This window comes from Bacillus sp. CH140a_4T, assembly GCF_008923725.1.
Lineage (GTDB): Bacteria > Bacillota > Bacilli > Bacillales > Bacillaceae_G > Bacillus_A.
In genome coordinates, this window is record NZ_WBPF01000013.1 from 514,482 (window position 1) to 526,650 (window position 12,169).

Sequence of the window (12,169 nt, forward strand, 5' to 3'; positions counted from 1 at the left end):
TTTATATAGATTATTTATGTTATTTATTTCACAATATTGTATGCATGTATATTTAATTAGTTTCATTATAAAGCAACATATCGATAGTAAATATGTGATTTTCCGTCCATTTTGTGAACAAACCAAAAAATGAAAGCGTTTCCTTTATTATATACTAAAAAAACTTACTACGCTAGGGGCAATTTTTTCAATCTACTAATCCCTCAAAAATTGATATATTTTTTCTTTTCCCATTAAACCTTATACAATTTTCAGAAATTATATTATAAAATATATGTATGACTTAAGGAGGATTTGTATGAATCAAAATAAAAAAGCTATATTAGATCTTGTCTTTTATCTCGTAATCCCATTCCTCATTTGGAAATTTGCAAAACCTTATATCGATCCTTATTACGCGATGTTACTTTCCTCTGTTCCGGGGATTATTTATACACTGTATACCTTTAAAAAAGAAAAACAGTTTAACGTGACAGGGTTCTTTATTTTAATTACACTCATTTCTAATACAACGGTAGATTTATTATCTGGATCAGCTGAACGAATGTTATGGAACGATGCGTATTATCACATCGTACTCGGCATTATCGTCATATGTACAATTTTTATAAAGAAACCAATTATGTTATATTTCGCAGCAGATATTGCCGCACTGCAAGGGCATGACCGTGATAAAAGTCGTGAACTGTATCGTGATAGTCGTATTTATCCAGCACTACAATATTTAACGCTATTTTTCGGTCTACAATTCATATTAAAAAGCTTCTTAAAAATTTATTTTATCTCTGTTTTCGGTGTAGATGGCTATGGTGAAATGAGAGCGATTATGACCGCTGTTGGGTGGGGCATTTCCATTTGTATCGGAATTGGATTTGTTTGGGTAAACAATAAAATACATGCCGTTACAGAAGAAAAAGAATCCGTGCAGTAAATGAAAATCCCCTAGTAGTATGATGCTACTAGGGGATTTTCATTTTGCTACACATATTACGAAATCGTTAACTTGATTTTTTTCTTTTATTTTTTACGTTTCGATAAAACAAAGCAGCACTTAGCGGCATAACACCAAACCACTTATTCATAAATGGCTCTTTTTCAGCACGGCGTTGTTCTTTCTTTTGTTTACGATCTTCTTTTGGAGCATCCATATACGACACAAACTGCTGTGTCACAAAGCGAACATAATCATTAGTAGACATATTATCATCACCTCTACTTGATTAGTATGTCCACTTTTTTATTCATTAATCTTTTCTTTTAATTCATTCATAATTTGCTTTACAGACTTATTTGTCGTATCGATATGAATATGAGCCTCTTCATAATAAGCTCGGCGCGATTCAAATTTTGCCACAAATGCCTCTATATCTTTCTTCTGAAATAGTGGCCGTGTCGTATCTTCACGAAGCCTTTCTGCTATTACATGTGGATCACAATATAAATACACGACAGTTCCATTTTCCTTCATCCACTTTCGGTTTTCCTCTCGTTCAATGATGCCGCCACCAGTTGTAATAATTACATTACAACTGGGTAGTGAACGTAACATTTCACTTTCATATTCCCGAAAAGCCATTTCGCCTTCTTCAGCAAAAATATCAAGAATTACCTTCTCCTGCTTCTCTTCAATTTTTTTGTCTGTATCGACAACATCCATATGAAGTTCTTTACTTAATGCTTTTCCAACTGTTGTTTTCCCAGCTCCCATATAACCGGTTATGTATATAGATTTCATGTTCGTTCCTCTCAATCATCCGTTATTATTTGTTATTATAACGAATGATTACATTATTTAATAAAAAAACGTTTTGTTCTTCTTATAAAATGAAGAACAAAACGTTTCATACACGCTTTTACTTATAAGCGCCTCTTCTTACCCACTGCGTTGCAATCCATTTCTCACCTTTCGTTACAGGTGCCCCTCCATGTAACGTAAGCTCATTTAGTGATTGGTCTTGATAAAAATACTCAAAGTATACTGCCATTCCCTTTCTAGGGTGCACAGAAAGATTTAATTTCGGAAAGAACGTTTCTCCGCCTTCTTCTACATCATTTAAGTACATAACAAGCGTACTAATACGATTATTAGCAGCTGATCTACTATGTTCCGCAAAATAATCATAATGCGCTTTATATTGTTGATCCACTTCATAATTTAAAATGTGTAATCCTTCTCCATGCGACACAGGAATATTCATGATAGATGAAATTCGTTTTTCAATCTTCGCAGTAAGTTCATTATCGTCCAAAAATGCACCACTACTCGTTCGAATATCATTTACATCACGTGATGAACCAACTTTAGAACGCTTCATTTTACTTTTAGACAATTCAATCAATTTGTCGCATTCTTCATCGCTTAATACATTTCCTAACACGACAATAAGAGGTTCTTCGAATTTTGAAATAATGTGTATTTCCCTATCTTCTGTCATAATTGCATTTCCTTTATGATCAAAAATAGTTTGTTCCTTATTTTCACCTATTTGATTGTTATTTGTCATTTCCCTATTCTCCCTAAAAAATATGTTTGGATAGCTTGAATATATCATATTCTTTCTACCTTTCTCTTTTTTGAGAAAATTTAAACTTTAAACTATTTTATTTATCCATTTCCTTTTAAAAAACAACCTATTACAAAATGAGAAATTATGGTTTTCATCCGTATATTTTACATACTATCCTTCTATCCAATCGAATATTTTTTCATCCTTTTTTCTATACCGAAAGCTTACTTTATAGAAAACTTCTTGTTTGATTTTGCACTGCAACGAAACGAGAATGGAATCATTTTCAAAGACGTAATTCCCACTTGCTTCGCCCTTTTCATATTGAAAGAAAAATGTATCTTCCTTTTCTTTTTGCTGTAAGTCTTTTTTTATATTTGTAATCGATTGACTTAGTAGTTCCTCCAGTACAAACTTTTGCTCTATTTCAATATAAAATTTTTTATCTATAAGTAACATATTCGTTTCGTATACAAAGAACGAAGTTAATAATACAAGAAAAATGATTGTTCCTGGCATCGTAAATCCATCTTGTTTTCTCATATATTTATTTCCATCTCGCTATACCTTACAGCTACACCTTCATATACTTTCCCACTCATATCTTTCACATTTATAAAGAGCAAGTGAGGGGTTACTTCATATGAAACCCTTTCAATATTTTGTAATATAACTTCTCTTCCGCGCATATTCACTTTTCTTATAAGATGATTATTCAATTTTTCGTACGTCACTTCATCTCCAGTACGAAGGCGGAAGCGCAAAAGATTATCTTTATTTTCAGGGACTATTTTTTCTACAAATGATACTTCACGAAATTCTAATTGTACTTGTCCTATAAACACATCCCATTCCCAATTATTTAATCCTTTCGATTGTTTGTTTTCTATTCCGATAAAGTTTAAACGTGGCAAGAGTAAAAAGAACAGTGATAACATAAAAAAACATACGATCATTTCTATTAAAGTAAATCCAACTTCTAATTTGTTTTTTCTCCTGCATAAAAGCATTGTTCCATCATTCTTCCTTTCACATCTTTCCACATAGCACAAACTTCATTTCCTCCCCAATATGTGTAATATACATTTCCATTTACGACTTTTTCTTTCTGTTGTTTTTCCTCATTCTCATACATATATAAAGCTGCTTCTCTTTTTAATAATACAAATGCATTATAACGAATTTGTATGTTCTTTCGTTCTTGCATAATTAATACTGTTTGCGGAAGTAGTAAAGATACCGCCATCATTACTATACTTAATGCCACAAGCATTTCAGCCATCACTGACCCTTTTTGACATTTCACGATACGTAAATCTCCCTCTTCCAAGCTGAAATACAACCTCATATTTATAACTTCGATACGAAAGTAAAATTGTACCACCTCTATTAATATTTCCACTCGGATTATATGTCATCGGATTGGGAAAAGTATTCAAATCAATTTGTATATCGCTATCATATTCTCTTTTAATGATAGCAATATTCGTACTCGATTCCCCTATATAGTACATATTTCTATCTTTATACCATCGTAATGTATAATGTTTTTGACGGTTTATCGCTAATTGTTGCATATACAAAATATCATTTGAAAACTGTCTCAAAAATTGTTCTATTTTTTGTTTTTCATATAATGAATGTACATTGTAATACATGACCATACTTAGTACAGAAATTGCAAAGAGAACGAGTAGCATTTCTAACAGAGTAAAACCTTTTTCTTTCACAGTTTCCCACTTGATACTGTTCCATCATTTGAAATATGAATGGATTCACCATTCGGACACTTATCAGATGTAATATATTTTTCATCACTTAGCTCTTTTAGCGAGGGAATTTTATTATGTTGTAATTGGTATACTTGTATTTGTGCTTCTATAGATTTCACATAAGCTTTACATCCTTTTCCTTCGACCGATGAACGCTGTGTAACTACATTAGGAATAATTAATAGTAATAATACAGTTATTACGACCATAACTAATAACATTTCTAAAAGGGTAAATCCCTCCTCATTCTGCATGTAAATACCTCCTAAATAGAATTCATCATTTGAAACATTGGCATAATCATCGCTAAATACATAAGAACGACTATTCCTCCAATACACGTAAATAAAATCGGTTGAATGATCACTAACATACGTTTAACTTTTTGCTCCATCTTCTCCATTATAAGATCGCTATAGTCACCTAATTCAATCGCCAAATTACCGTTTGCTTGTCCATGCGTAATAATATAAGATAGCTCTTCCTCGTAATATCCGCTTTTTGCAATAATAAATTGCAACGGTTCTCCCGCAATTAATTGGTGTTTAATTCGGCCCGCTTCATACTGAAAGAATGGATGATATTTTTGCTCCATCATTATTGTTAGAGCCTCAAGTACTGATAGTCCTCCGTGTAATAAGCCGCTCAATTGAGTGGCGAAATAATGCGAATGCTTTAAAATAAGAAATGTTTTTATGAGGGGAATACGAAGCATAATTTTTATCTGCTTCATATGCGGGAGTTTCCGAAAGTAAAATATATATACACTACAGCCAATTAAGACGATAAAAATAGTGCTAATAATAAGATAGGGTAGCAGCTTAATTGCACTTAATATTTGTTCTGTAAGTAAAGGTGCTGTAGAACCAAACGAACTATATACCATGTCAACCTGCGGTAATAAAATGCGGTTAAAAACAAAAATCATGATCATTAAAAAGAACGCCAAAAACATAGGGTACTGCATTATTTTCATCATATCTTTCCTATACTTATCCTTTTTATAAAGAAGTGAGCTCCCTTGTTGCAATGCAAAAGAAATATCACCATGTTGCTCGGCATAAAATAAATAGCTTAACATCTCCTGATGAAACTTTAATTGATGAAAAGAATCGTGTAGACTTTTTCCATCTTTTAACCCATCAATCATGCGCTGTAATTGTACTTTCTTTTCTAAAGGTAATTGAAACCGTAAAAATTCTAATGCCTGCAAAAGGGAGTATCCTTTTTCTAATAGTTCTCCTAATCGTTTCAGTAATACTACTTGATCACTTAAACTCCATATTTTCTTAAACATACACATCCTCTTCTAAAAATCCTAAAGCGTATCCTTTTCGTAGCGAAGATTCCAATGTCTCATGCTCGTATGTGACACATTCCCCGTTTGCTTCTTTAATCGCTTGTTTTAACTCATATCCATATAACAACTCATAAATACTCGCTTGTCTTACTTGCCTCATTGATTTACATAAAGTTGAACACTTTCTTTTGCAAAACGGACACTTCAATTCAACAAGTCGCTGTGCAGCTATTGCCAATAAAGATTGTTCAATCTCTTGCCTCGTTATGCCAAAGTCCATAAACCGGAGTATCGCTCCTTTCGCATTATTCGTATGCAATGTCGTCATTACTAAATGTCCAGTCAAACTTGCTCTTATAGCAATCTTCGCTGTTTCTTCATCACGAATTTCACCGACTAAAATAATATCTGGATCATGGCGTAAAATAGCCTTCAGTCCCGCCTCGTATGTGATACCTGCTTTTTCATTTATTTGAATTTGTAATACATCGTCCTTTCTTTTTTCAACTGGATCTTCCAGTGTAACGATGCGACGTGTTTTCTTTTTTCTAATTACCTCTAATAATGCATACATTGTTGTTGTCTTTCCTGAACCAGTCGGTCCCGTAAAGACGAGTAACCCATGCGAATAATGCAAAAAAGAAAGTAGTTTCTTCGCTGTACTTGGAAATAACGAAAGATGAGATAACGGCTGAATAGATGCTTGTAAATGAAGACGAATAACGAGACTTTCTTGATATACGGTTGGAAGCGTGGAAAGGCGCAAATACACTTCTTGTCCATCCATTTGTAAATACAATGAACCATTTTGTGGCTTCCGCCTCTCCCCTATATCCATGGATGCTAAAAATTTAAAGTGTGAAACAAGTTTTTCTCCAAATTCTTTTTCGATACGGTGTTTCGTCATTAAATCTTTTCCTATACGTAATTGAACCGCTACATCCTTCTTCCGGGGCACAATATGTAAATCCGAAGCTTGTACCCTACACGCCTCTTTCAAAATCATATTCGCAAAGCTTTCAATTCCATTCATCATTTTCCCTCCCCACTATGTATATAGCATGAAAAAATCCATAAGAAAAATTAACACTTTTGTATTTTCACTAGCGGAAAAAGGAAAAATATGTTTGTGAAATTATGAACAATTTCCGAATTATTGTCTGAAATTACCTATATGGAAGTTTATCTGTATTATAATGTTATTATCTTGGATAAAGTGATAAAGGTGGAGATCCTCATGGAACAAGCTTTAAAAATTACAGGTGTTTTAGCTGACCCAACTCGTTATTACATTTATAAATATATTTCTCAAAAACATAGTTACGTAACTGTACAAGAAATTGCAGATGAGTTTGACATTCATCCAAACGTAGCTCGTTTGCATTTATCTAAATTAGAAGATGTTCATATGCTGAAATCGGAAACGAAGAAAACTGGAAAAGGCGGAAGACCAAGCAGATTATATGTGTTATCTGAAGATGTAATCCAATTGCAATTTCCATTCCGTGATTATCAATTGTTAGCAAGAATAGCGTTTAATTCTTTACTTAGCCTTGGCGCTGCTGGTGAAAAAGCGCTATACGAAACAGGAAAACAATTCGGGGCCGAATTAATGCAACAACATATGCAGCGTTTACATGTGAATGAAGACGCTTTAACAGTAGAGCAAAAAGTCCAAATTGCAAAAGAAGCATTCTCAACAGCTGGTTTATCACCTGCATTTGAATTAAGTGCAGATGGAACGAAAATTTTCTATGATGTACACAATTGTCCATTTAAAGAAGTTGCTGTTCATCACCCAACTGAAATTTGTAATATGCACGGAGATATGATGAAAGGGATTTTTGAAATCCTATTCCCTAACACGGAATTAACACGAAATGATAGTCTACTAGATGGATGTAAATCTTGTAATTATAAGCTAACGATATAATTTCTCATATAAAAAGAAGTCATTTATAAATGGCTTCTTTTTATATGAAAGAATATTTACAATAGTAAGAAAAATAAACTATAATGAGATGAGGTTTACTTTTTTAGAAAAGGAGGGAGATGGCATGGAGCGCATGTTTCGCGTTCTCGGCTTTTGGACTGGAATTTTCTCGGTTATGTTTTACGTAGGGGATATGCAAGAGGCTGCACTACTATTTTTAGGACAAACAGGTTTCTTCGTACTTTTAAGCTATTTAAAATTAACAGAGCGTATGTATATATACGTATTCGGGGCATATTTAACTGTTTTCTTCATAGGATTTACATACTACACGACTTTCTTACATGTCCCTGGGGCTGGACATTAAAGATGGCATTTTGCCATCTTTTTTTTAATTCCGCAATTTCCTAGTTGACTTATAGGTTTTATTACCTTATATTCTATATAACAGATTGGAATTAGGGGGAATCAACATGAATACACTGCTTGTCGGAATTAACGTTGCAATCATGCTCATCTTAGTTGGCGTATTATATTATATGCAACGTAAGCATGTATCTTTTAATAAACGTGTATTTACTGCTTTAGGAGTCGGAATTATATTCGGTCTTATATTACAATTTATTTATGAACCAACTTCTAAAGTAATTATTGAATCGAATACTTGGTTTGGCTTAATCGGTAACGGTTATGTGAAATTACTTCAAATGATCGTTATGCCACTTATTTTAGTATCTATTATTTCAGCATTTACAAAATTACAGTTAACGAAAAACCTTGGTAAAATTAGTGGTCTTATTATCGGAATTTTAATTCTTACTACAGGAATCGCTGCAGCTGTTGGTATCGCTGCAAGTGCAGGATTTGATGTATCAGCAACAGGCCTACAACAAGGTGATGCAGAATCTGCTCGTCTGAAGCTAGTTGAAGAAAGATTTACTTCTATTGAAAAAACAACAATTCCAGATAAATTATTAGAGCTATTGCCTACAAATCCGTTTCTTGATTTAACAGGTGCTCGTCCAACATCAACAATTTCTGTTGTAATATTTGCAGCCTTTATCGGTATCGCCTTTATCGGTGTAAAACGAAAATATCCAGAACAAGCAGAACTATTTAAGAAAATGCTTGATGCTGTCTATGCAATCGTAATGCGTATGGTAACATTAATTTTACGTCTTACTCCATACGGCGTATTAGCTCTTATGGCAAAAACAGTTGCTGGTAGCGATATAAATGCTATTTTAAAACTTGGTAACTTCGTGTTAGCGTCTTATGTAGCACTTATCGTAATGTTCGTTATCCACTTATTATTAATTGCTCTATCTGGTTTAAATCCAATTCAATATTTAAAAAAGGTGTTCCCTGTATTAACATTTGCATTCACATCTCGCTCTAGTGCTGGTGCAATGCCATTAAATATTGAAGCGCAAAAAGAAAAGCTTGGTATTTCCGAAGGGATTGCCAACTTCGCAGCATCATTTGGAGTATCTATCGGGCAAAACGGTTGCGCAGGTATTTATCCAGCAATGCTTGCAATGATGGTCGCTCCAACTGTAGGAATCGATCCATTACAACCACAATTTATTTTAACTTTAATCGCTGTCGTTGCTATTAGCTCATTCGGTGTTGCCGGTGTTGGTGGCGGTGCAACGTTCGCAGCGTTAATCGTACTATCTACAATGAACTTACCAATCGGTATTGTCGCTCTTGTTATCTCAGTAGAACCATTAATCGATATGGGTCGTACAGCTCTTAATGTAAGTGGTTCGATGACAGCAGGTCTTATTTCTAGTAAATGGCTTGGTGAATTAGATCAAGATACGTACAATCAAGATGATACAAAACCTGGTGAAATTGCTTCATAATAAAAAGGACGCTAACAAAAACTGTTAGCGTCCTTTTTTAGTTCTTTCCATCTTTCTCTTTATCTTTTATACATAAGGCATCACGTATAGATATAACAAAAATATACCATTTTTCATTTTTTAATAACTATTAATTTTAAATTAAAGACTAACTATTATTCCTCATCTGCAAACTGTAAAAACTCTTCCAACCGCCCCTTTAACTCCTCCTCTATCTCACAATAAGATTCATCAACAAGTTCACCACTTAGCTTACTTCCCCAAAACCTTATTTGAAGCGGTACTCCTAAAAAATAATTACAACATTCCCAGATAGGAACTGTATAAAATTCAATCATCTCTCCTTCTTCATCTAATACAGCTATCGAAATGGATGAATAATATCCTGTTTCAAAAGGATCTTCTTTATCTCTGATGAGTTCTATAAATAATTCCATGTTTTTTTCTATGTACAAATGTGAATAATCTTTAAAAAGTTTAAATGATATTCTCTCTATTTCCTTCTCCATACACTGAATGTTCTCTTTTAACTCCAATGTAAAATCTTGTTCTTTATACTTCATTCTCGCCTCCTAAAACAGTGAAAAAAGAGAATACCAATCTCGTATTCTCTCATTCTTATGTTGCTACAATTATTGTTATTATCTCACAGCCCGTCCTTTTCACAAATAACCATTTTGTTCGCACCATGTATGAAATTGTCCTACATCTACTCCAACTAACACGATATCCTTTAGCTCTACATCAATGATTTGTTCTCCAATTGCAATAGCAAACTGCGATTCTAATTTTGTCTCGCTGTTCTTTACAATTCCAATTCGGTTCCGATGCGGTCCATCTTTTATATATGCTTTTTGTCCTACAATATCAAAGTTCAAGATTCTCACCTCTTTTATTGCGCTTTAATTTGAAATACGAACTAAAATTCGGAAAATTTCCTTTCATTGCACTATTTCTCTATATATATGACGAAACAATAAAAGAGTCCTTCCTTCTTTACAATTATTTTTTCTTTGTTTCATTTTTATGATTGAAACGTAAAGTTTATAATAAAATACACTTGGAAGCGCTTTCTATGTAATTTTTTATGTTATAATGTATAAGTAGAACTTCGTAAAGAGGGTTAAAAAATGAATACAAAAATAATAAAAAAAGTAATTGAAGCATTAAAAGTATATGGATTTCAGGATGTATCATTCTGTGACAAAACGAAGCAATTTTTATTTCATAACGAAACCGATATTATGAGCGGTTATGCAGAAATAACATATAGTAGTCAATTTGAAAAATTCAACGTACAAATTCATCCAATTGAAACACATCACCAAGCAGAGTTACAAGAGGTTGAAAGACATATACAGGCTTGTATAAGAAAAGTGGAATATTTAAATGCACTTCTTAGCGGGCAAACAAAACTCGATGACAAAATACTTATAATGTAAAAAAGAACGTGAGACTATCACGTTCTTTTTTACATTATACGTTCATCTTTTCCTTCAGTTGTAATCCTGTAATGGACTCTAATACATCCATTGCTTCTCCAAATGTCATATCAAAAATTGTCTTTTCTTCTATGTATGGAAATTGTTTAAAACGCTTTTCTAACATTTTCACGGCGTCCGACGTAAAGTGTGCACTATCAATGCCAAATTCTGTTTCAACAAGAACGATCCAATCTAACACGTGAAAACCTAATCCATTTACGAATGAAATAAGTTTTTCTTCTGGTTGTGAAGATAAGAATACGTATCGTTCCATCTCACTAAAAAGTTCTTCTCCTAAAATATCAGCTAATTCCTCATCATGTTCGCGTTCAATGATTTCTTCATAACCATAATCATCAACAAGCTCCTCAACTTCTTCACTATCCTCACAAATCAATTGACTAAGAAGTGCCTCTTTCTTAAATTCACTATTTTGTACAACTTCTAAAAAGCTCGTTTCCCAACCATTTTCTAATTTCATATTATGTACTCCTTTATATACGTTTCTTATCATCACTGTACCCAAAAGATCACTTTTATAACCTTTTATGTAGTTACTATTATTTCACATGATTCATAACATGAGACGCAAATTCAGTTGCATCTCCTTCAAAAATATTTATTTCTGGCAAATGATAGAACGTTGTTTGAAGCGGGTTTCTTTCATGATATACATATATCTTTTTTTCTAGCGCAATCGCCATTCCAAACTCTGTATGGCTCCCGTTTCCGCCATCTAATATAAGTAAAAATACGTCCGCATCTTTAATAGCATTCTTTTCTGCCTGACCAATGTCTCTTAATTGTTCTTGATTGACTGCTCTTTCGTTTCTTGTCCAATCATATGTATGGTTCCATCCTGCATGTTTCAGTTCATTTGCTATGGAACGTACAAGATGTTTATTTTGGAAACCTGAGGCGATATAAAAATTCATTTATATACACTCCTTCATTATGTACGGGAAACTCCTTTTAGCGTTACTTGCTATTAACATAATAAAGAACAACTTCAAAAAAAATCCCCATCTTTAAAACTTATTTGCGTTTAAATGATGGGATGCTTCATGATCTTCTTTTATTTTTTGTTTTTTATAACTTTCATCAGCTAACATTTCTAGTTCAGCTGTTATTTCTGATTTTTCAAGCTCTCTTTCTTGCGAAAATTTCCTTGAAATATAAACAATAACACTACCAACGTACAACACAAAGCATATAATAAGTGCAGTATTTTCATAGAGACTTAGCTCCAACACAGTCACTCCTAATCCATTCGTATTTTCACGCTTCATTAATTGGAATTTCCCT

20 protein-coding genes and 1 pseudogene are annotated in these 12,169 nt (G+C 33.2%); 6 read left to right on the plus strand and 15 right to left on the minus strand.

Going from position 1 to position 12,169, the window contains the following annotated elements; all coding sequences use genetic code 11:
• Positions 1-40: 40 nt before the first annotated feature.
• Both F8162_RS11410 and F8162_RS11415 read left to right on the plus strand, forming a co-directional pair.
• Positions 41-158, plus strand: a pseudogene (locus F8162_RS11410) (GTP pyrophosphokinase).
• A 140-nt stretch (positions 159-298) separates the two neighbouring features.
• Positions 299-931 carry a VC0807 family protein gene (locus tag F8162_RS11415; protein ID WP_151633169.1) on the plus strand — a complete coding sequence of 211 codons (633 nt, stop codon included), beginning with the start codon at positions 299-301 and terminating at the stop codon, positions 929-931.
• 67 nt (positions 932-998) lie between these two features.
• Here F8162_RS11415 and F8162_RS11420 read toward each other — a convergent pair whose 3' ends face one another.
• From F8162_RS11420 to comGA, 10 genes are all read right to left on the minus strand, one after another.
• A complete protein-coding gene (locus F8162_RS11420) occupies positions 999-1,199 on the minus strand; it encodes a YqzE family protein (protein ID WP_000106081.1) in 201 nt (66 codons plus the stop codon).
• Between the two features lie 38 nt (positions 1,200-1,237).
• Positions 1,238-1,735: a shikimate kinase gene (locus F8162_RS11425; protein WP_151633171.1), complete on the minus strand. Its 498-nt coding sequence runs from the start codon at positions 1,733-1,735 to the stop codon at positions 1,238-1,240.
• A gap of 118 nt (positions 1,736-1,853) precedes the next feature.
• Complete coding sequence (locus F8162_RS11430; protein WP_151633173.1) at positions 1,854-2,504, minus strand: 2OG-Fe(II) oxygenase; 651 nt, start codon at positions 2,502-2,504, stop codon at positions 1,854-1,856.
• Between the two features lie 174 nt (positions 2,505-2,678).
• Positions 2,679-3,050: a competence type IV pilus minor pilin ComGG gene (gene comGG, locus F8162_RS11435; protein WP_151633175.1), complete on the minus strand. Its 372-nt coding sequence runs from the start codon at positions 3,048-3,050 to the stop codon at positions 2,679-2,681.
• Entirely contained in the window at positions 3,047-3,517 is a 471-nt protein-coding gene (gene comGF, locus F8162_RS11440) for a competence type IV pilus minor pilin ComGF (protein ID WP_151633177.1), read from the minus strand. Before comGF ends, comGG begins: the two co-directional genes overlap by 4 nt.
• A complete protein-coding gene (gene comGE / locus F8162_RS11445; RefSeq protein WP_151633867.1) occupies positions 3,487-3,789 on the minus strand; it encodes a competence type IV pilus minor pilin ComGE in 303 nt (100 codons plus the stop codon). The genes comGF and comGE overlap by 31 nt, the downstream gene beginning before the upstream one ends.
• The gene (gene comGD, locus F8162_RS11450) at positions 3,782-4,237 is read right to left on the minus strand and encodes a competence type IV pilus minor pilin ComGD (protein ID WP_151633179.1); all 456 of its coding nucleotides are present in this window, start codon (positions 4,235-4,237) and stop codon (positions 3,782-3,784) included. Before comGD ends, comGE begins: the two co-directional genes overlap by 8 nt.
• The gene (comGC, locus tag F8162_RS11455) at positions 4,234-4,533 is read right to left on the minus strand and encodes a comG operon protein ComGC (RefSeq protein ID WP_016086289.1); all 300 of its coding nucleotides are present in this window, start codon (positions 4,531-4,533) and stop codon (positions 4,234-4,236) included. The genes comGD and comGC overlap by 4 nt, the downstream gene beginning before the upstream one ends.
• 11 nt (positions 4,534-4,544) lie before the next feature.
• The gene (gene comGB, locus F8162_RS11460) at positions 4,545-5,576 is read right to left on the minus strand and encodes a competence type IV pilus assembly protein ComGB (protein ID WP_151633181.1); all 1,032 of its coding nucleotides are present in this window, start codon (positions 5,574-5,576) and stop codon (positions 4,545-4,547) included.
• The gene (gene comGA, locus F8162_RS11465) at positions 5,569-6,612 is read right to left on the minus strand and encodes a competence protein ComGA (protein WP_151633183.1); all 1,044 of its coding nucleotides are present in this window, start codon (positions 6,610-6,612) and stop codon (positions 5,569-5,571) included. The genes comGB and comGA overlap by 8 nt, the downstream gene beginning before the upstream one ends.
• Positions 6,613-6,816: 204 nt before the next feature.
• Here comGA and F8162_RS11470 point away from each other — a divergent pair, with 204 nt between their 5' ends.
• The 3 genes from F8162_RS11470 to F8162_RS11480 all read left to right on the plus strand — a co-directional run bounded on the left by F8162_RS11470 (position 6,817) and on the right by F8162_RS11480 (position 9,380).
• Positions 6,817-7,512 (plus strand): helix-turn-helix transcriptional regulator, encoded by a 696-nt coding sequence (locus F8162_RS11470; RefSeq protein WP_151633185.1) that lies wholly within the window; start codon positions 6,817-6,819, stop codon positions 7,510-7,512.
• Between the two features lie 124 nt (positions 7,513-7,636).
• Positions 7,637-7,879: a DUF2626 domain-containing protein gene (locus tag F8162_RS11475; RefSeq protein ID WP_151633187.1), complete on the plus strand. Its 243-nt coding sequence runs from the start codon at positions 7,637-7,639 to the stop codon at positions 7,877-7,879.
• A gap of 106 nt (positions 7,880-7,985) precedes the next feature.
• Positions 7,986-9,380, plus strand: coding sequence for an L-cystine transporter (locus F8162_RS11480; RefSeq protein WP_151633189.1), 1,395 nt, complete (start codon positions 7,986-7,988; stop codon positions 9,378-9,380).
• 155 nt (positions 9,381-9,535) lie between these two features.
• On the opposite strand, the gene F8162_RS11485 is transcribed toward F8162_RS11480, so the two are convergent.
• Together F8162_RS11485 and F8162_RS11490 are read right to left on the minus strand one after the other, a co-directional pair.
• Positions 9,536-9,943, minus strand: a complete 408-nt coding sequence (locus F8162_RS11485) for a hypothetical protein (protein ID WP_151633191.1) — start codon at positions 9,941-9,943, stop codon at positions 9,536-9,538.
• 99 nt (positions 9,944-10,042) lie between these two features.
• Complete coding sequence (locus F8162_RS11490; RefSeq protein ID WP_151633193.1) at positions 10,043-10,258, minus strand: DUF3912 family protein; 216 nt, start codon at positions 10,256-10,258, stop codon at positions 10,043-10,045.
• Between the two features lie 252 nt (positions 10,259-10,510).
• Between F8162_RS11490 and F8162_RS11495 the strand changes: the two genes are divergently transcribed.
• Complete coding sequence (locus F8162_RS11495) at positions 10,511-10,822, plus strand: hypothetical protein (RefSeq protein WP_151633195.1); 312 nt, start codon at positions 10,511-10,513, stop codon at positions 10,820-10,822.
• A gap of 34 nt (positions 10,823-10,856) precedes the next feature.
• Here F8162_RS11495 and F8162_RS11500 read toward each other — a convergent pair whose 3' ends face one another.
• From F8162_RS11500 to F8162_RS11510, 3 genes are all read right to left on the minus strand, one after another.
• The gene (locus F8162_RS11500; RefSeq protein ID WP_151633197.1) at positions 10,857-11,345 is read right to left on the minus strand and encodes a hypothetical protein; all 489 of its coding nucleotides are present in this window, start codon (positions 11,343-11,345) and stop codon (positions 10,857-10,859) included.
• 79 nt (positions 11,346-11,424) lie between these two features.
• Positions 11,425-11,799, minus strand: coding sequence for a nucleoside 2-deoxyribosyltransferase (locus F8162_RS11505; RefSeq protein WP_151633199.1), 375 nt, complete (start codon positions 11,797-11,799; stop codon positions 11,425-11,427).
• 93 nt (positions 11,800-11,892) lie between these two features.
• Positions 11,893-12,153, minus strand: a complete 261-nt coding sequence (locus tag F8162_RS11510) for a DUF3966 domain-containing protein (RefSeq protein ID WP_000817964.1) — start codon at positions 12,151-12,153, stop codon at positions 11,893-11,895.
• Positions 12,154-12,169: the final 16 nt, after the last annotated feature.